Annotated in this window: 15 protein-coding genes; 7 read left to right on the forward strand and 8 right to left on the reverse strand. The window is 60.8% G+C overall.

The window, feature by feature from the left end:
- The first annotated feature begins 390 nt into the window (after positions 1–390).
- A complete protein-coding gene (tmaR, locus tag VF684_RS11995; protein ID WP_005336024.1) occupies positions 391–708 on the forward strand; it encodes a PTS system regulator TmaR in 318 nt (105 codons plus the stop codon).
- Positions 709–916: 208 nt separating this feature from the next.
- Positions 917–4,000, forward strand: a complete 3,084-nt coding sequence (locus VF684_RS12000; RefSeq protein ID WP_047436640.1) for a transglycosylase domain-containing protein — start codon at positions 917–919, stop codon at positions 3,998–4,000.
- Between the two features lie 111 nt (positions 4,001–4,111).
- Here the strand turns inward: VF684_RS12000 and yidA are convergent, their stop codons facing one another.
- The 4 genes from yidA to VF684_RS12020 form a co-directional block, all read right to left on the reverse strand.
- A complete protein-coding gene (yidA, locus tag VF684_RS12005; RefSeq protein WP_440174259.1) occupies positions 4,112–4,921 on the reverse strand; it encodes a sugar-phosphatase in 810 nt (269 codons plus the stop codon).
- A gap of 114 nt (positions 4,922–5,035) precedes the next feature.
- Positions 5,036–6,703, reverse strand: a complete 1,668-nt coding sequence (locus VF684_RS12010) for a DUF342 domain-containing protein (protein WP_193558147.1) — start codon at positions 6,701–6,703, stop codon at positions 5,036–5,038.
- Between the two features lie 252 nt (positions 6,704–6,955).
- Positions 6,956–8,104: a CinA family nicotinamide mononucleotide deamidase-related protein gene (locus VF684_RS12015; RefSeq protein ID WP_139440894.1), complete on the reverse strand. Its 1,149-nt coding sequence runs from the start codon at positions 8,102–8,104 to the stop codon at positions 6,956–6,958.
- A gap of 53 nt (positions 8,105–8,157) precedes the next feature.
- Positions 8,158–9,396 carry an HD-GYP domain-containing protein gene (locus VF684_RS12020; RefSeq protein ID WP_058057906.1) on the reverse strand — a complete coding sequence of 413 codons (1,239 nt, stop codon included), beginning with the start codon at positions 9,394–9,396 and terminating at the stop codon, positions 8,158–8,160.
- Positions 9,397–9,540: 144 nt separating this feature from the next.
- Between VF684_RS12020 and metA the strand changes: the two genes are divergently transcribed.
- The gene (metA, locus tag VF684_RS12025) at positions 9,541–10,488 is read left to right on the forward strand and encodes a homoserine O-acetyltransferase MetA (protein WP_042053667.1); all 948 of its coding nucleotides are present in this window, start codon (positions 9,541–9,543) and stop codon (positions 10,486–10,488) included.
- On the opposite strand, the gene VF684_RS12030 is transcribed toward metA, so the two are convergent.
- Positions 10,489–11,007 carry a cyclin-dependent kinase inhibitor 3 family protein gene (locus VF684_RS12030; protein ID WP_040067125.1) on the reverse strand — a complete coding sequence of 173 codons (519 nt, stop codon included), beginning with the start codon at positions 11,005–11,007 and terminating at the stop codon, positions 10,489–10,491. It lies immediately after the preceding gene.
- A 143-nt stretch (positions 11,008–11,150) separates the two neighbouring features.
- Here VF684_RS12030 and VF684_RS12035 point away from each other — a divergent pair, with 143 nt between their 5' ends.
- Positions 11,151–11,621 carry an Lrp/AsnC family transcriptional regulator gene (locus VF684_RS12035; protein WP_005336001.1) on the forward strand — a complete coding sequence of 157 codons (471 nt, stop codon included), beginning with the start codon at positions 11,151–11,153 and terminating at the stop codon, positions 11,619–11,621.
- A gap of 91 nt (positions 11,622–11,712) precedes the next feature.
- Here VF684_RS12035 and VF684_RS12040 read toward each other — a convergent pair whose 3' ends face one another.
- Entirely contained in the window at positions 11,713–13,677 is a 1,965-nt protein-coding gene (locus VF684_RS12040; RefSeq protein ID WP_139730611.1) for an LTA synthase family protein, read from the reverse strand.
- Between the two features lie 258 nt (positions 13,678–13,935).
- Between VF684_RS12040 and VF684_RS12045 the strand changes: the two genes are divergently transcribed.
- Complete coding sequence (locus VF684_RS12045) at positions 13,936–14,193, forward strand: DUF2442 domain-containing protein (RefSeq protein ID WP_139730612.1); 258 nt, start codon at positions 13,936–13,938, stop codon at positions 14,191–14,193.
- Here VF684_RS12045 and VF684_RS12050 read toward each other — a convergent pair.
- Positions 14,190–14,450: a hypothetical protein gene (locus VF684_RS12050; RefSeq protein WP_124928440.1), complete on the reverse strand. Its 261-nt coding sequence runs from the start codon at positions 14,448–14,450 to the stop codon at positions 14,190–14,192. The two genes, VF684_RS12045 and VF684_RS12050, sit on opposite strands and share 4 nt — an antisense overlap.
- Between VF684_RS12050 and VF684_RS12055 the strand changes: the two genes are divergently transcribed.
- Both VF684_RS12055 and VF684_RS12060 read left to right on the forward strand, forming a co-directional pair.
- Positions 14,439–16,406 carry a TonB-dependent copper receptor gene (locus VF684_RS12055; RefSeq protein ID WP_201911872.1) on the forward strand — a complete coding sequence of 656 codons (1,968 nt, stop codon included), beginning with the start codon at positions 14,439–14,441 and terminating at the stop codon, positions 16,404–16,406. The two genes, VF684_RS12050 and VF684_RS12055, sit on opposite strands and share 12 nt — an antisense overlap.
- 109 nt (positions 16,407–16,515) lie before the next feature.
- Positions 16,516–18,144, forward strand: a complete 1,629-nt coding sequence (locus VF684_RS12060) for an alpha-amylase family glycosyl hydrolase (RefSeq protein ID WP_440174262.1) — start codon at positions 16,516–16,518, stop codon at positions 18,142–18,144.
- Between the two features lie 83 nt (positions 18,145–18,227).
- Here the strand turns inward: VF684_RS12060 and VF684_RS12065 are convergent, their stop codons facing one another.
- On the reverse strand, positions 18,228–19,667 hold the full coding sequence (locus VF684_RS12065; protein WP_064341595.1) for a RimK family protein: 1,440 nt from the start codon (positions 19,665–19,667) through the stop codon (positions 18,228–18,230).
- Positions 19,668–19,699 lie beyond the last annotated feature (32 nt).

Below are 19,699 nucleotides of genomic sequence, written 5' to 3' on the forward strand. Positions count from 1 at the left end.
AATGGGAAGGCCTTTTGCTATGGGCGTTTTTGTCCATAAGTCCCACAAATTTGTACGCAAGAACCAACACAAAGCCCGGCCTCACGACCGGGTTTTGATGTTTTTAGCGTGTTAAACAGCCAGTGTTAGCATTTATCTAGAGGAAGAGAACTAAAACCCTGTCATCTCCTCCATTTCCTATCTATATCAAGCCCTTATCTGATGAATTACTGGCCATTTTAACTGGTTTACTTTTGGCCAAACTCTGTTCATGGCGCGTGATTAGGGTTGTATCTCGCTTATAACTCGGTAGAGTAAGGGCATCTTGAGTTTGCCTGTCCCGTGCCGAGTTTGCCGGGTTCCAGGTGTAACTTGGCCAGTTTTTATCAACCTTAAGTCAGTGGTATCGATATGGAACAAGTAAACAAGTCCACCTTCAGCGATGTACTGGAATATGTGCGTATGTCCCGTCGCCAGAACAAACTCAAGCGTGAAATTGCGGATAATGAGAAGAAGATCCGTGACAACCAGAAGCGCGTGCTGCTGCTCGACAACCTGAGCGATTACATCAAGCCGGGCATGAGCATTGATGATGTGCAGGCGATCATCGCCAACATGCGTGCCGACTATGAAGAGCGCGTGGATGACCACATCATCAAGAACGCCGAGCTCTCCAAAGAGCGTAAAGAGCTGAGCACCAAACTGAAGGGCATGAGCTCTCACAAATAAGCGTTGCGCTTTCGCTTAAGAGACACCGGCCACTGGCCGGTGTTTTGTTATCAGCTCGGATCTCTGCCACTCCTGCAACAATCGGCTCCCCTTTTTAGAATTGCCCTGTTACCATCACCACAAAGCGGTCAATAGTTTCAAGCCATTGACTTGAAAAGACTAAGCTTGAGTGAAACACAATAAATTGCGCAACCATGGTGGGGCTGATATGGGCGCATCAGAACAGACGGATTTGACACAAGTGGCATCTCAAGATTCATCTGTCCAGACCTCGGACGGGAACCCAAAGCGCAAGCGCCGTCCCTGGTGGCGTTGGCTGTTCTGTTTTCTCTTTTTATTGTGCCTGGGGGCGGTGATCGCTCTGGTTGGCTATGAGATGAAAACCTCTAAGCTGCAATCTCAGGAGATCTCCCGCTATGCCGCCAAGCTCACCTATCAGGTCGAGCCAGGCCAGAGCAAGCAGATCGCCTTCCCTGAGGATGGCCCGTTCGACAAGCGGCTCGGCTATGTGCAACTGCCGATGATGCAGGAGCGCCTGCTGCAGCGGGGCTATGAAGTCAGCAAGCAGGTGCATTTCTCCGACGCGCTCTATGACTACGCCAGTCGTGGCTTCTTCGTGCCCTATACCGAGAAGGTGCAGGCTGGCCTGACGTTGCACGATTGCCGCGCCGAGCCCTTCTATCAATTCAAGTATCCGACCCATCACTATCCGGATTTTGACTCCATTCCGCCGCTCGTCATCCAGTCGCTGCTGTTTATCGAGAACCGCGACTTGCTGAGCAACGAAGAGCCGCTGGCCAACCCGGCAGTCGACTGGCCCCGTTTTGCCAAGGCCGCGCTCTCTCAAGTGGGCAAGGCGCTCGATATGCAGGATCAATCTGCCGGTGGCAGTACCCTGGCGACCCAGGTGGAGAAGTATCGCCACTCGCCGGATGGCCTGACCCTGTCGCCGACCGAGAAGATCCGTCAGATGGCCTCTGCCAGCGTGCGGGCTTATCGTCTCGGGCCGGAAACCCTCGAAGCGCGCAAACTGGTCGCCTGGGCCTACCTCAACTCGGTACCGCTCTCGGCTGCGCCGGGATATGGTGAAGTGCATGGTCTGGGAGATGGTCTCTGGGTCTGGTTTGGTGCCAATGTCGATGACGTGAACCGTCTGCTGGACCCCGCCCGCAACCAGAATGCACCGCTGGCCGAACAGGGGCTTGCCCTGCGTCAGGTGGTCTCGCTGATGATTGCGCACCGCCGTCCCTCTTACTATCTGGCTCAGGGGCGAGAGGCGCTGGCTACCCTGACCGACAGCTACCTGCGCCTGTTTGTGCAGGAGGGAATGATTACGCCACCTCTGATGGAGGCGGCGCTCAAGGCCAAGATTACGTTCCGTGACTTCCTGCAGTCCCCTGCTATCACCCGGGTGAACAATAACAAGGGGTTGCAGGTTGCCCGTACTCGCCTGAGCCGTCAGCTCGGGGTGCAGCTCTATGACCTCGACCGGATGGATCTGACGGCCGATACCAGCCTCAACATGCCGCTGCAGAACGAAATCTCCCGTTATCTGCAACAGCTGGCCGACCCGACGTTTGCCGCCCAGGTAGGGCTGTTTGGTGAGCGCCTGCTCTCGCCGGAGAAGACGGGCGATGTGCGCTACAGCTTCACCCTGTTCGAGAAGTCGCCGGAAGGGTTCAAGGTGCGGGTGCAGACCGACAACACCGATCAGCCGTTCGATATCAACGAAGGTTCCAAGCTGGAGTTGGGCTCAACCGCCAAGTTGCGGGTGCTGACCACCTATCTGGAGATCGTGGCTGAGCTGCACGACAACTATGCCGGGATGCCGGTCGAGAATCTGCGCAAGCTGGCCGCCGTCTCTCAGGACAACCTCAGCCGCTGGGCTATCTCCTATCTGATGACGGCTCAGGACAAGAGCCTGCCTGTAATGCTGGAAGCGGCGCTGGATCGCAAATACTCCGCCAGCCCCAACGAAGGGTTCTTTACCGGTGGTGGCATGCACACCTTCAACAACTTCCGCCGCGAGGATAACAATCGTATTCCGACGTTGCGTGACTCTCTGCGTGAGTCGATTAACTTGCCCTTTGTACGGCTGATGCGCGATATCGTGCGCTACAGCCTCTACAAGGAGGGCAACCGTGCCCAGTTGCTGAAGGATGACAAGGATCCCCGTCGTCAGGAGTATCTGGCCAAATTTGCCGACAAAGAGGGGCAGACCTATCTGCTGCGCTTCTGGCGCAAATATCGCGGCAAGACTCCCGAGGAGCAGCTCGATACCTTCCTCGACGGTCTCAAGCCGAGTGCGGTACGTCTGGCGGCGGTTCACCGCTACCTGATGCCGGAAGCCAGCGAAGCGGCTTTTGCTGCCTTCCTGGCGGAGCGGTTGCCGAGAGAGAAGCTGAGTGCCAAGCGGGTTAATCAGCTCTACGTCAGCTATGGTCCGGGCAAGTATTCACTGCCGGATCAGGGCTACATTGCCCGGGTTCACCCGCTGGAGCTGTGGCTGCTGGCCTATCTCAAGGAGTTCGACAAGGCCACCTTTGCCGACGCGGTGGCGGCCAGTCGTGACGAGCGGCAAGAGGTCTACAGCTGGCTGTTCAAGACCCGTCATCGCAGTGCCCGTGACAGCCGGATCCGCACCATGCTGGAGGTTGAAGCCTTCCTCGATATCCATCAGCGCTGGGCCAAGCTCGGTTACCCGTTCGACCATCTGGTGCCTTCGCTGGCGACCGCGTTGGGTAGCTCCGGCGATCGCCCGGCTGCACTGGCCGAGCTGATGGGGATTATCCAGAATGGCGGTATCCGCTCGCCAACCTTGCGTATCGAGCATCTCTCGTTCGCCAAGGGGACGCCCTTCGAGACCGAGTTTGAGCCGCAGCACACCGAGGGAACCCGAGTGATGCCAGCAGAGGTGGCGGCAGCCCTGCGCAGTGCGCTCTCCAAGGTCGTTGAAGGGGGCACGGCAAGACGTATCGCCGGTGCCTTTACCCTGCCGGATGGCACTGTGCTGCAGATGGGGGGCAAGACCGGAACCGGGGATAACCGGATTGAAACCGTGGGCCGTTATGGCAACGTGACCAGCTCGCTGGCGCGCAACCGCACTGCGACCTTCGTTTTCTATCTGGGTGAGGATCACTTCGGTACCCTGACCGCCTATGTACCGGGTAGCCAGTCTGACAAGTTCCGTTTCACCTCGGCACTGCCGGTGCAGGTGCTCAAGGGGATGGCTCCTCTGCTGACGCCTTACTTGCAACCGGGCTCCCATACCCAGTGTCTGGCGAACCAGTGATGCGAGCGAATTACCGCTCATCACGCAGATAACTAATCAGAGAAAAAACGGGGAGGCTGACAGCCTCCCCGTTTTTATTTCCTTATCGGGCGGAGCGGCGTTCGATTGCGATCAGGCGTTCAGTACGAACTGCTCGATCACCTGAGCTACACCATCTTCATCGTTGCGGGCGGTGGTGTGCTGGGCGAGAGCCTTGATCTCGTCGGTGGCATTGCCCATCGCAACCCCGAGGCCTGCGTATTCGATCATGTGGCGGTCGTTGCCCGCATCCCCGACGCAGATCACCTGATCGGCGGTCAGACCAAGGTGCTCGGCCAGTGCGGCCACGCCGGTTCCCTTGTTGCTCTGCTTGTTCATGAACTCGAGGAAGAAGGGGGCACTCTGTACCACGGTATAGCGCTCATAGAGCTCTGCAGGCAGTCGCTCGATGGCGCGGGAGAGCTGGGGCGGCTCGTCGATCATCATCACCTTCATGACCTGCTCGTCGGCAGGCAGGGTGGCGAAGTCGATCAGATTGATCGGCATGCCGATAAGGCGAGATTCGTGCTCGGTGTAGGTACTGACACGGGGACTGATCAGGCCACGGGTGACTGAGAAACCGTGGACGTTAACTTCCAGCTCGTCAGCCAGTTTGGCGACGGCGCTGGCGTCACTGCCGGTCAGCAGCTGGCTGCGGATGATGCGCTGATCGGCCACCTGTTGCACCAGAGCGCCGTTGTAGCAGATGACGTAGTCATGCTCTGTGGTGAGGCCGAGCTCTTCCAGATAGCGGCTCATCCCTTCCTGCGGGCGGCCGGAGGCCAGCACAACGGTTACCCCTTTGGCGCGCGCGGCGCTGATGGCGGCGTGGGTGCGGGGAGTAATCTGGCCCTGCGGGTTGAGCAGGGTGCCATCCATATCCAATGCGATCAGCTTGTACATCTCTCACTACCTGAGTCTGGGTGGCCCGCCCGGTGGGGCCAAGGAAGTGGCGAGTGTAGCGAAAATCGGCGGCGGGATCACGGCCGGTTCAGCGATGGGGCTGTGCCGGTTGAGCTATTTGTGTCCCTCGTAAGGGGTCATCTCCAGGGTTTCATCATGGATGGTCAGGCGGGTAGGGCCTCGGGTGATGGTAACCTTGCGTTTGAAGCTGGCCATCTCGACCTCGATGCCGGAGTAGAGGTGTTGGGTGGCAATGACCTCCATCTGAGCCATCAAGTTTCGCAGCTCCTCCTGGTTGGCGGTGAGCTGCTCATCGAGCTGGGCCAGTTCGGCCAGCTGATGGTCCCGGATCGGTTTGAGCTTGCGCAGGGTATCCGGATTGCGCTTGTCGCCGGGCAGTTGCAGCAACTTCATGACCAGCTCCTTGATTTTATCCAGCTGGGTCTGACACGCCTGCTGGCGCAGCTTGAGCTGGTGTTCCTGCTCCTTGTGGGTGAAGTAGCCGCCAAGGATCTGCAGCCGGGTATGGTTGGCGGCCTCGGCCCCCAGGCTGGGGGCCATGATCAGGCGATTGGCAATGCTGGTGCCCCCCAGCAGAGTGCCTTTGCGCATGTTGCTATCGCCTACCTTGATATCTTGTCCGCTGCGGGAGTAGCAGTGGCTGAGCTGGCTCTGGATCTGGATATCCCCCCCCGCTTCGAGCTGGGCATACTGGGCGTAGCTGGCGTGGATTTCCCCTTGTGCATTGAGCTGGCAAAGGTACTCTCCCTGCTCGTTGCGGCGGCCAATGATGCCGTGGCGTACCGTGATGCTGCCCCCCGCCTCGATCCAGCCCCCTTCGATAAAGCCGCCGATGACGATGTCACCGCTGACCCGGATCTTCATGCCCGGGTTGACGTCGCCGCTGACGATTAATCCCCCTTCAAAATCAATGTGACCGTGGCGGGCATCCACCTGCTTGACGCTGAGCACCTCGTCCACCTTCATGCCCGCTTTCTCCTGACAGGGCAGGCCCGCCCGACCTGCAATCAGCAGGTCGGGATCGTCGGGGGAGATAAAGGTGCCCTCGCCAGCACTCATCGGACTGTCTTTGCCATCCTTGGCGGGCAGGTCCTGACCGGTCACGGTAAAACCGGGCACCCCGACGGTGGCCGGATGACGGCGCATCAGCGGAGCGCCGGCCTTGACGGTGACGATGGAGCCGAGATCCCGCAGGTCGACCTTGCCATGCCCCAGCTCCTGCGGTTTGAGGATCCGTTCGGCCGGGGTCTCCACCAGCCGCTCATAGCGAGTGTCCTGACCATTGACGGCAGGCTGGCCGTTGGCAATCACCAGCTTGAGCTGACTGCCGGGGGCGGCCTCCTTAGCTGACTGGATGGCAGCGGTGAGCAGTTGCTCACTCACCCCCTGTTTGATTTCGCTGATGGCGATCGCCTCTTTCAACTGTTCCAGCGTCACATACTTGCCACCCCAGTCGGCAGTGATCTGGGCGATGGCGCTCATGCGATCCTTCTCCACGATTACGGCGAGTCGGGCATCCTGACGCTTGCCGACAGGGATGGGGTTGGCGGGGACGGGGGCGGCAGGGTTGGTGAGCAGGGTATTAAGCAGGCTGATGGCCTGTTTGATCCCCTCGGGCAGCGGCTGATAGCGGCGACAGTTGGAAGCGAGCAGCAGAGCCTGCACATCCTGTTCCGTGACAGGTTTGGTGAGACCGGCGGCAATCCGCAGGCAGACCAGTTCCATATCGCTTGATAGCAGCAACCACTCTTTGCTTAACACCGCATCTCCTTGCTGGATGAAAACGGAGCGATCGGCTCGCTCCTTTACTGTCATTTAATCTCTCAATGATTAATAAAGCGAGTCGCCAACCCTGAGAGTGGGCAGTATTCAGATATTTCCTCTGAATGGTCAATGAATTGAAGTCAAATCGGTGATGGCGGCCAGATAAATGTGGGCGCTGTTTGGAAACTAAGTGAAAAGACGGATCGCAGCGCCAGCGACATAGGGTCGCTGGCAGGGGGGAGGTGGTTATCAGCTGCGTTGGGCTGTTCTGGCCAGGGTGAGGTAATCGCCGAGCACCGGCTTACCCAGCATATGGCGGCGCAGCATGTCGAGGGCGGCAAAGGCGAGGATCTTGCGGCGGCTCTCCGGGTCGGGATGGCTGACCTTGACCGTCTGACCGATGTGCATGCCATCGGCGCTGAGCAGCAGTGGCACCCCCTCTGTCCCCTCTCGCCCTATGGTCAGTTGCAGGCCCGCATCGGCGGTCGGCAGTTGTGCCAGCTCATCGGCCAGTTGCGTACTGAAGTTGGCCTCCAGCCGGGGATAGCCGTGACAAAGCGCCAGCAGGGCGCCGCCACTCTCTCCCTCCAGCAGAGCCAGCGGTTTGCCTTGCAGCAGCGCCAGGATCTGCTGCGCCGGTTCCGTATCTCCGCTGCCAACCAGCCAGGGGCGGATCGTATCCAGCAGTCGGCGCTCGGCACTATCCATATCAGCGGCACTGGCGCCGTGGCCGATCAGTTTCAGCTCGATAAGGGGCATGGAGGAGCGGTAACCCAGCTCAATACCAGCTGGCCAGGGGTAGCCATCCAGCATATCGCTGAGTGCCGACTCCGAGACGCCGAAGGTGTAAAAGCGACGCAGCTCGGTATCGATCTGCGCACCGGCCAGCTGTTTGAGGCGCGGCAGAATTTGCTCGCGTACCATCTGCTTGAATTCGAACGGCACGCCCGGGGTGAAGAAGAGCTGGCTCTGGCCACTTCGCACCACAAAGCCGCAGGCGGTGCCGACCGGGTTGTCGAGGATCTCGCACCCCTGTGGCAGCCATGCCTGTTTGGCATTGCTTTGTGCCATGGGGCGGCCACGGCTGGCGTAGCGCGCTTCGATGGTAGCGAGCCATTCGGGGAAGAGGGTGAGCGGTTGTTCAAAGGCTTCAGCGGCGGCCTGAGCAGTGAGGTCGTCGGCGGTGGGCCCGAGCCCGCCACACACCAGCACCACCTCGGCGCGGCTGGCACTCTCTTGCAGCACCGTTTTCAGGTCCGCGAGGTTGTCACCCACCGTCAGGCGACGGCGCACCTGCCACCCCTGCTCCAGCAGCAGAGCGCTGAGCCAGGCCGCATTGGTATCCACCACCAGACCCGTCACTATCTCGTCTCCGGTACTGATGATCTCGATACGCATGGCAGGCTCCTTGGATTAAACGGGTGGCAACGGTTGGTCTTGGGCCAACACAATCAGGCTTTGTTGTGCTCGAAGTAGTAGCTGATCCGGGTACGCGGGTTGAGGTACTCGAACACCGCCGGCGGCAACCGCTTGGGATGGATCACCTTGGCGATCGACAGTTCGGCTTGCTGCAGGTCGATGATGGCGGCTTCCTGACGGGGAATGCGCGGATCGTAGACCAGCACCGAGGGGTAGAGCAGGCGGGAAGCGTTGACCGACATCACCAGCCCCACCTGACCATTGGAGAGTTGCACCACGCTGCCGGGGGGATAGATCCCCATCAGCCGGATCAGCATGCTGAGGTACTCCGGATTGAACTGCGCCTTGCGCTGCTTGTAGAGGCCGCTCAGGGCCGAGTAGGGCACCTTGGCCTGCATGTGGCAGAGGTTATCGTACTCGTTGATCAGTGACACCATCTGAGTCAGCGGATCGAGCTGGCCACCCTTGAGCCCTTCCGGCCCACTGCCATCGAGATATTCGTGGTGATGGAGCACGATCCCCTTCGCCTCGGCCGGGAAATCCTTGGCCAGATTGAGCAGATCCAGCCCGTAGCGCGGGTGCTGGGCCATCAGGTTCTGCTCCGGCTTGGTTAGCGGCTCGGTCTTGCGCAGGATCTGGCTCGGGATCTTCAGCTTGCCGATATCGTGGAACAGCGCCCCCATGCCGACCTGACGGATCTCGTCGGCCGTCATGCAGCACTCCTTGGCCAGCAGCATGCTGAGCACGCTCACATTGAGGGAGTGGAAGTAGAGGTTGTTGCCATCCTCGCTGTCGGAGACCAGATGGAGCACCATCTCGTCCACCGAGAGCAGCTGTTCGGTCATGGCGTTGACCAGCTCCTGCGCCTCGCCGATGGCATTGAGGGGGCGTGACTGGATCTTGCTCATCACGCTGCGCACCTGCGCCAGCGACTGCTGGAACTGCTTCTCGCACTGCTGCAGGTTGCGGCGATAGAGTTGTAACTGCTCGATGCGGCGATCCTTCTCCTGCTGCATCCGGGCCTGACGCTGGGCGGCGTCTGCGCTCTCTTGTTGCTGAGGCTGTACCTGATTGAGAGGCTTGGGCGGAACGTCGCTCTTGTCGGGAATGATGGTGACCAGTTTCAGGCCGAGACGGCGGATCAGCTCGATCTCTTCTTCACTTTTGATTTTGAAGCTGGAAAACAGGAACGGGTGTTCGCGCCACCCCAGTGGCAGGGAGACATAGTTGCCGACTTGCAGTCGATCTACGGAAATCTTGATACCGGTCATTATCTTGGAAGCAGGAGACACACTGAGCCGTATGCTAGTCAAAGGCGGGGGTGAATACAAAAGGTATCTGATGACAGGGCTGGAGCTTTATTATAGGCTTCTGGATGTCCAGACATATTTACCGATGCAGTACAGGGAGTAAGCATGCCGATCAAGATCCCGGATCAGTTACCCGCCGCCGAAGTGCTGGGGCAGGAGAACATCTTCGTGATGACGGAATCCCGGGCCGTCACCCAGAACATCCGCCCGCTGCGGGTGCTCATCCTCAACCTGATGCCAAAGAAGATTGAGACCGAGATCCAGCTGATGCGGATGCTCTCCAACTCGCCGCTGCAGGTGGATGTGGATCTGCTGCGCATCGATGACAGGGAGTCAAAGAACACGCCGCAGGCCCATCTGGAGAACTTCTATCACGACTTCGAGCAGGTGCGTGGCAATAACTACGACGGCATGATCATCACAGGGGCGCCGCTCGGGCTGGTGGAGTTCGAAGAGGTGGTCTACTGGCCGCGCATCGTCGAGATCATCGAGTGGTCCCATCAGCATGTCACCTCCACCCTGTTCCTCTGCTGGGCGGTGCAGGCGGCGCTGAAAGCCTTGTATGGTATGGAGAAGCAGACCCACGGCGAGAAGCTCTCCGGGGTTTATCGCCACCATCGCCTCGATGAGCACGAGCCGCTGCTGCGCGGTTTTGATGACGAGTTTGTGGCGCCCCACTCCCGCTATGCGGCATTTGATGGCGATCTGATCCGCGCCCAGACCGACTTGCAGATTTTTGCCGAGTCAGAAGAGGCGGGGGTCTATCTGGCGGCGACCAAGGATTGTCGTCAGGTGTTTGTCACCGGGCACCCGGAGTACGATGCCCTGACGCTGGACGGGGAGTATCAGCGGGATCTGGCGGCGGGGCTCGACCCGGCCATTCCGGTCAACTACTACCCGAATAACGATCCGAGCCGGACGCCGCGCGCCAGCTGGCGCAGCCACGGTCATCTGCTGTTTGCCAACTGGCTCAACTACTACGTTTATCAGCTCACCAGCTATCGGGTGGAAGATATCGGCAAGGTCTTTACCTACGACCAGGGGGGCAAGTAGTCAGTCGCCCTGCGCCAGCCGCTCGGCCAGCTGGTCGAGCCACTGGCGGTGGCAGGCCAGGGTAAATGCCTTGGGTCTGTGGGCCTTGATGGCGGCCATCGCCTCTTGCTGTGGCTGGCCGAGGGTCATCAGCAGTGCGGCGGCGACCAGACCGGTACGACCGCTGCCCCCTTTGCAGTGGATGACCAGATGTTTGCCATCCCCCAGCAGCTCGCGCAGCTGCGGCAGCGCCTGTTGCCAAGCAGCCTCGAAGTCGGTGTCGGGGGCCAGATCATCCTCGATGGGCAGATGGAACCAGCGCATCCCTTCGTGCTCGACCTGCTGGCCGAGCTGCGCCAGTTCGAGTCGGATTAACTCGGCGCTTGTCATCAGGGTCACCACTCCGTGGGCACCGGCCAACCGCAGTTGATCGAGCGCCAGGGTCAGCGGCACCTGCTGGGTGCCGGGGCAGGGGGTCAGCAGCAGCTGACCGTCGACACGGGGAACCTCAAGGCTCCAGAAAGGGTGATACGGGTGCATGGCGGATCCTCGCGTGGTGGTCGCAGGGCTGCGACCGGTGAATGGCGCCAAGGATAGGCGGGGCAGGGGGGATGTCAATGGCCGTTGTGTTTGCCCCGGTTTACGGGCAGAGTCTAAAAAATTGAGCGGTTCAAGGAGTTAAGATGAGAAACCTGGATCAACTGGATTTGGATATCCTGGCCCATCTGTTTCGGGATGCGGGCATGACCAACAAGGATCTGGCCGCGCTGGTGGGCGTTGCCCCCTCCACCTGTCTGGAGCGGGTGCGCAAGTTGCAGCAGGATGGCGTGCTCAAGGGAGCGCACTGCGAAGTGGATTATCAGGCCCTCGGTGGCCACATTCAGGCCATGGTCTCCCTGCAGCTGGCCCGCCACAGCCGCCAGATCATCGATGCTTTCCGCGATGCCATTCTGGCGCTGCCCGAAGTGATCAGCCTGTTCCACATGGGGGGCAAGGATGATTTTCTGGTGCACCTGTGTGTCTCCGATACCGAGCACCTGCGCAACTTCGTCTTCGATCACTTCACCTCCCGCGAGGAGGTGGTGCACCTCGAAACCTCGCTGGTATTCGAGCACAAGTTCAGCCGCTCCCTGCCCTGCTTTCCCCAGCCATAACGGCCTGCGGGCTGACAGTATGAATAGATAGAAAAAACCGCCAGCTGGCGGTTTTTTCCATTCTGCTATCGGCTGAATTTGCACGGGCGGCTCAATTGGCGGCGGTGCGTGCATCCTTGGCCGTCTGATAGAGACTCTTCTGATAGGCCATGCTGCCCCACAGGGCAAGACCAAGGGCATCCTCCTTCAAGGCGTCCGGCTGCGCCGCCAGGGTCAGCTTCTCGCTGGCATCATCGTAGACATAGCCCTCTGCCGCCCGTTCCGGTTGCAGGATCACCACATCCTTGCCGCGCATCAGGGCGAAGTTCTTGTCGTACTGCATGATGGCGCGCCCCGGCCAGTCGGCGGGCATGCGGGTCAGATCCTTGCCGAGCATAGGGTAGTCGGCACTGATCCCCATCAGTGAGAGCAGGGTCGGCGCCATGTCGATCTGGCTGACGATGCGCGGATCCCTCTTCGGTGCAATGCCGTCACCCACAATGACGCCGGGGATATGGAAGCGGGGAATTGGCACCAGACTGGCGCCACCGACCCGGCTGTCGTGGTCGGCGATGACCAGGAACAGGGTATCCTTCCAGTATTCGGACTGTTTCGCCCTCTTGAAGAACTCGCCGATGGCGTAATCCGCATACTTGGCCGCGTTGTTGCGGGTCTGCTTGGGTTGCTCGAACAGTTCGATGCGGTTGTCCGGGAATTCAAACGGATCGTGATTGCTGGAGCTGAACACCAGACTGAAGAAGGGCTTGCCCTCCTTGTGCAGCGCCTTGAAGGTCTCGTCGGCCTTGGCCATCAGATCCTCGTCGGAAGCTCCCCAGGAGCCTTTGAACACCGGATTGTCGAAATCCTTCTGTTCGACGATGGTGGTGAAGCCGTTGCCGAGGAAGAAGCTGCGCATGTTGTCGAAGTGACTCTCGCCGCCATAAATAAAGCTGGTGTCGTAACCCCGCTGTTTGAGCAGGTCCGCGATGGTGAAGAAGTTGGTCTGGCTCTTGCCGAGTTTGACCACCGCCTGTGCCGGGGTAGGCGTGAAGCCGGTCAGTACTGCCTCGATACCGCGCACCGAGCGGGTGCCGGTGGCGTAGAGCTGCTCGAAGGCCCAGCCCTGCTGCGACAGGGCATCGATGTTGGGGGTAAGCGGCAGGCCGCCGAGGGAGCCGACAAACTGGGCGCCCAGGCTCTCCTGCAGCAGGATCACCAGATTCTTCGGTTTACCCTGGAAACTCGCCTCATTGAAGGTCTGGCTGGGCAGCAGCTCGGAGTTGAAATCACTGGCCGGACGGCCACTCTCCTTGCGCATGACCTCGAGCACCTTCTGCTCCGTCATCTCGCCGTAAAACTGGCCGGCATCCTCCTCGGCGCCCATCTGTTTGATGGCAAAGAAGAGGGAGTAGGCAGAGTTGACGGTCAGGGCGTTGACCAGCGGATCCTCGGCAAAGGCGACCATGGCCGGGTTCAGGGCGCGGTGGCCGATACTGGAGCGGGCCCCGAGAAAACCGATTGCCAGAATGAGCAGGGCGAAGGCCGGACGCAGATACCAGCGGGGGAAGCTGAGGCCACGCACCAGACGGCCGCTCAGCCACCAGCCACCAGCCAGCACGGCGCCACTAAAGAGTACCGCCAGCAGCAGCTCGGCTTTGCGGCCCGCCCACAACATGGAGAGCACCTCCTTCGGATAGATGAGGTACTCCACATAGAGGCGGTTGGGGCGCACGCCATACTCGGTGACAAACGAGGGGGTGGAGATCTCGAGGAACAGCATCAGCCAGAGCCCGACGGTCAGCCAGACGCGCATCAGTTGCAGCCAACCCCGGCCGATGGCGTGGGGGCCTGCCAGCAGCAGAGTGAGCATGGCGGGGACACCCCAGACCCAGCAGAGGGTCGCAAAGTCGACCCGGATCCCTTGCAGCAGCATCTCCTGCCAGCCGGCCACGGCATCCACTCGTTCCAGTTGCCATATACCGAGTGCGATTCGGCTGAAAGAGAGAGAGAAAAGCGCGAGCGCGCAGAAGATGGCGAAGGGCCAGAACGGGCCGAGTCGCTGTTTTAGATCTGTCATTTTTGTTCCTGAATGAGACTGTAAGCGCCTGTCCACAGACGTTTTTTACTTGTTGTGAGGTTATGACAGATCGAACTGGTTAAGGTTGCATTCAATTTTGTTAAAAGCCGGAATTAACACATTTATCATTTAAAAATGTGATGTCGCGCGCTTAATGAGCACAGCATAACCTGCTGGATAAAATGTGAGCCACAGCGCGTATGGATGGGGGATGGGTGTTTATAATTGCCGCGAATTATCTCAATCGGAGCCGAAGGGATGCCGGTCTTTATCGATGTCGAGTATGTGCGGGGATGGCGCCTGTTTCTGGTGTTATCGGATGGCACCACGGGTGTGCTGGATCTGACCCCCTGGCGAACCCAGCCGCTGTTTGCAAAGCTGGAGACGGAGCGTCACTGCGCCCGGGTCTTCATCAACCGTCACCACCAGCTGGAGTGGCCTGTTGGCTGCACGCTATCCGCTCATGAGGTCTATCACCTCATCTCTCCCATCGATGAGCGGGAGGCCTTCAGCTAATCCCCATTTTTTGTGAGCCAACGCCAGATTCCTGTTACTGGAATGTTTGCCCGTTTGCCTTTCTGAGCCAACTTGGGTAAAACCTGCGCAACATTTTGCCAACTTGCCTTCGCTTCACCTGACAGAGGCTTGCCGCTTTCGCGCCGCAGGCCTTTTTTGCGGCCTGACGGCAAACCTTTCCCTTGCTGAAAGGTTTGATTGGTTGAATGAAAATAACAAAACAAACAAATACATAAGGAAAATGTATGGCTTGTCATATGCGCACACCCCTTGCCCTGCTGGTTGGTGGACTCGCCTGTCACGGCGCTGCCGGTCAGGAACCGGTGCAACAGCTGGATCCCATGGTGGTGGTGGCAACCCGCCCCGCCAGCACCCTGGAGGTGACACTGGATCCCAAGAAGCCCGGTTCCCCCATGCCTGCTGCCGACGGCGCCGGTTATCTGAAGAATGTCACCGGCATGAGCATGGTGCGCAAAGGGGGGCTCGGTGGCGACCCTGTGCTGCGGGGGATGGGGATGTCCCGCCTCAACGTGCAGATGGATGGCGGCATGCTGGCCGGTGGGTGTGGTGGCCGGATGGACCCGCCCACGGCCTATGTGTTCCCCCAATCCTTTGATCGGATCCGGGTGCTGAAGGGGCCGCAATCCCTGGAGCAGGGTGCCACCCTGGCGGGAACTGTGCTGTTCGAGCGGGACAGGCCCGAGTTCACCGCACCGGGCCTCAAGGCCGATGCCTCGGCCCTCTATGGCAGCTTTGGCCGTGATGATCAGATGGTGGATATGACGGCGGGCTCGACCGACGGCTATCTGCGCGGTCAGTTCACCCACTCCGATAGCGACGATTACCGCGATGGTCACGGTAACAAGGTGCGATCTTTCTATCGCCGCGAGAACGGCACCGCCCAGCTGGGCTGGACGCCGAGGGAGCACACCTGGCTGGAACTGACCGCCGAGCGCAGCAATGCCCGCGCCGCCTATGCGGACCGCACCATGGATGGCCCCATGTTTGATCGCGAATCCTTCGGGCTGAAGCTCAAGCAGGAGCAGATCACCACTCACTGGCAGCGCAGCGAGCTGACCCTGTGGGACAACTACATCGACCACATCATGGACAACTTCAGTCTGCGGCCAAACAGCGGCATGAAGATGCTCTCCAACCCGGATCGCCGCAACACCGGCGGTCGCTGGGCCAACGACATCGCCTTGCCAGCAGACTGGCTGCTGACCGCCGGGCTCGACAGCAACCGGGACCAGCACCGCAGCCGGAGTGGGGTCGACTATGCCACCAAGGATCGCCAGCGCACCCTGCGTTTCGAGCAGCAGGGCGGCTTCGCCGAACTGGGTCGTCAGCAGGGGGCTCACAGCTACAAGGGCGGTTACCGTCAGGATAGGGTAGAGACCACCCGCTATGGCGCCGGTGAACAGACCCTCTACAGCGATACCCTGAGTCTTAACAGCGGGTTTGGCCGCTACGAGTACCAGTGGTCGCCCCGCTGGTCCAGCTATCTGGCCTGGGGGCAGGCGGAGCGGGCGCCGGACTACTGGGAGCGCAGCAAGGACAGCACCCCGTTTACCCTCAACCCGGAGCGCAGCCGTCAGTGGGATGCGGGGCTGGCTTTGCGCAGCCGCGAGCTGGACCTGACCCTCTCCCTCTTTAGCGCCGACATCAAGGACTACCTGCTCTACAACAGCAAGTCGAACCAGGTGCGCAATATCGATGCCCAGACCCGGGGTGGCGAGCTGGAGGGGCGCTGGCAGTTTGCCGAGCAGTGGCGTCTCGATGGTGGTTTGGCGGTGGTCTACGGCGAAAACCAGAGCGACAACAAGCCGCTGGCCCAGATGCCGCCGCTTGATGGCAAGCTGGCCCTTGGTTGGCAGCCAAATGAGGCGCTGAACTTCACCCTGCTGGGGCGCGCGGTGGCGGCGCAGGATCGGGTAGATCTCTGGTCCGGTACCGTTGCAGGTCAGGATCAGGGGGAGACCCCGGGCTTCTTCACCATGAACCTGAGCGGCGCCTGGCAGTTTGCCAAGGGGTGGCAGCTCTCGGCCGGGGTAGACAACCTGTTCGACACCTTCTACTACGAGCACCTCTCCAAGTCGGTGCACAGCAGTCAGGCTGGGCTGGGCTACGAGCAGAGCGGCCGCATCCCCGAGCCGGGTCGCTCCTACTGGCTCTCGCTCAACTACCGTTTTGCCTCGGCAGGGGTGCTCTAACCAGTTGAGTCAGATAACGTTTTCAGTCACAGACACCGCTGTGTGAGCATCGCTATCATGGTGAAAAACAGGCGTATCAGACGCCTGCTCTCACAGCGGGAACATAACAATGAAACAGGGAACGTTACGCTATGGCGGTCTGCTCGGGGCCGCCCTGTTACTTGCGGCTTGCGGCGGCAGCGGTAGTTCAGGCGGGGAGAGCTCTCCCCCCGTCGTCAATCCGCCGGTCACTCATCCTCCGGTCGCCACGGCCAGTCGTGCCTGCTATGGCGACGATCAACCCGCCTGCAACCTGCGCATCTATCAGGTGATGGTGGAGTCGTTTGCCGATGGTGACGGCAGTGCCAACTATGGCGTCGGCTATGGCCCCTCCCAGCACAACGGCGATCTGCAGGGGATCATCGACAGTCTCGACCACATCAAGAGTCTCAACGTCAACGCTATCTGGCTCACCCCGGTGTTCGACTCCTGCGCGGGGCAAGGCGGTGATAACAGGCTCGATGCCACCGGCTACTTCGCCTGCGACTTTTTCACAGTGGATCCCAACTTTGGCAGCAATGCCAAGCTCAAACAGCTGGTGGACGGGGCGCACCAGCGCGGCCTCTATGTCTTCCTCGACGGGGTGTTTGGCCACGTCAACAAGGTGGGGGTGAGCAAGCCCTCGCCAGAGGGGCGTCTGCCAGCCCTCACCAGCGGCGGTGCGGGTTATCCCGGCCAGCTGGTGGATTACAGCAAGCCGGAGAGCCTCGCCTACTTCAAGGAGGTGGCCCGCTATTGGGTCGAGCAGTACGGTATCGACGGCTGGCGCCTCGATCAGGCCTATCAGCTTGGGCTGGATGATTGGCGCGCCATTCGCAGCGAGGTGGAGCAGGCCAGCGCAGCGCGCAAAGCGGCAGGGCAGCAGTGGGGCACCCTCGGCTATATGGTGGGCGAGGTGTGGAAGGGGGCTGACGATATTCGCGCTCAGGCTTATGGCAGCAGCGACAATCCGGCGCTCTCCTCGGCCTTTGACTTCCCGTTGCGCTACGGCATCGTGCAGGCGCTGGCGGTGGAGGAGTCCGGCAAGGGCGGGCAGGGGGCCAGCGTGCTCGATGCCAGCTGGAACAAGGTGGAGAACTACCCGAATCACGCCATGCCGAACCTGATGCTGGGCAACCATGATCTGGTGCGTTTTGGTGATCTGCTGGAGCGTGGCAATTTCACGTCGACCGAGTACTGGCAGCGCCACAAGGCAGCCTTCAGCTTTATGGCGGCCCGCTCAGGCCCCATCACCTTCTACTATGGCGAGGAGTTTGGCGACGAGGTGCCGGGCTTTGCCGCCAAGGTCGGTGGTGACTGCGCAGCGCAGGGCTTGTGCGACGACCATGTGGCCCGCAGCGACGGCAAGGTGCCCGCTGTCACCGGTTTTGTGCCGGGTAGCGAACAGGCCGAGCTGAAAGAGTGGCTGGCCCAGCTGCTGGCGATGCGTGCCGCGCATCCCGCTCTCTATCAGGGAGAGCGAGTCAAACTGGTGGCCGATGGCAGCCTCTATGGTGACATCAAGCAGACGGCAGGCGAACAGATAGTCTACCTGCTCAACCTCTCCACCACGGCGCTCAGCTACAACTTGCCGACGGGCAAACTGCGCAGCGGCAGCGCGCTGGTGGATCTGCAAAGCGGCGAGAGTCTGGCCATCGGCGGCAGCAGCGTAACGGTGGAGATACCGCCCTTGAGCGGGCGTTTCCTGCGTCTGCAATAAGACAGCCGCAGCACACTTTGATATGAGAGAGGGCCCCTTCGCGGGGCCCTCTCTGTCATTGGCGGCGACAAGGTCAGGACCGGTTATACGGTGGTCTGGCCCCGGTTTTCCAGCCGCTGGCGGAAGGCACGGGCCAGTCGCTCGTAGAGATCCTGCGCCTCCTTGTCTTCGATATCACCCCGGATCCAGGGGTTGTCGACGATCTCCAGCAGCACACAGTCACGCCCTTGCTGGCGCAAATCGAGCCCGTAGAGGCCATTGCCGAGCTGATGCACTGCGCGGCGGGCGGTCTGCAGTACCCGCTCCGGCACCTCGTTGAGCGGTAACGCCTCGATGCGGCTCATGTCGAGAGGGTGCTTGCGCCGGCGGATGCGGTTGCCCGGTTCGGGCCGGTAGCGGCGACAGGCAAACAGCGGCGAGCCGTCGAGAAAACCGATGCGCCAGTCGAACTCGGCGGGGATCCGGCTCTGCACCAGCAGCAGGGCGGAGCGGCCCAGCCCCTCGTCCAGCAGGCGGGCCAGCTGTTGCTCGTCGCTGGCCATGGCGAGATCGCGCCCCTGTGCCCCGTCGGGTACCTTCACCATCAGCGGCAGGCCGAGCCGCTGTACCAGCTCGTCCACATGGTGGCGGCCGCGGCGGGTCACCACCATGGTGGGCGGCATGGGCACGCCGCTGCGCACCATCAGCTCGTAGAGATAGAGTTTGTTGCTGCAGGCGAGGATGGCGCGGGAGCTGTCGATCACCGGCATCTTGAGCTGCTCGGCACGGTGGGCAAATTCGAAGGTGTAGTGGCCGACTGCGGTTTCGGCACGCAGCCAGAGGGTGTCGAACTCCGGCAGCCGCTCGATGGCCGACGGTGGCAGGATCTCGGCCCGGATCCCCTGTGCGGCGGCAGCCCGGATAAAGCGCTCCAGCGCCAGCCCGTCACTGCTGGCACGGCCATCATCGGGGTCGACCAGAATGGCGAGCTGATAGAGCGGCGCCGCCTGCTCCTCGTCACCGGTCCCCACCAGTGCCTGAGCGTGGTGCAGCATCAACTCTTTCTCGCTTGGGCTCAGCTCCAGCGGCGACAGGCTCTGCTGCTGGCGTACCGACCAGCCGTGGCGGCCGCGCTTGAGGGTCAGTTCCTGCAGCGGTAGCTGGCTCAGGCCATAGTAGTAGCGGGCCAGCCCCGCCAGCTCGCTCTGTTCACACTGGCCGAAGATGGCGCGCACTCTAATCCGATCCTCGCTCTGCTGGGCCAGCCATCCCTGCGCCTTGCGCCACAGCTTGGCCGGTGGCTGCTGGGGTTGCAGTCGGCTGATGGCTTGCAGACCAGGCAGGCAGTGGTGGCCGCGGGCCTGGGCCAGTAGCGAGCAGTAGTAGCCTGCGCTCAGGTGCTCCAGATTGCGGCAGAGGTTGATGATGCGGGGTCGGCCGCCGGTGGTCGGCACGCCATGTTGCAGATAGGTGCGGGCGGTCAGCAGATAATCGGCATGGCAAGGCCAGTCGCCCAGCTCTTCGACGATGACATAGGTACTCATATTTTCGGCTCCACAGATCAGACTGCCTGAAC

The sequence above is a fragment of the Aeromonas sp. Lyrl_2 genome, assembly GCF_051948815.1.
Taxonomy (GTDB): Bacteria; Pseudomonadota; Gammaproteobacteria; order Enterobacterales; family Aeromonadaceae; genus Aeromonas; species Aeromonas veronii.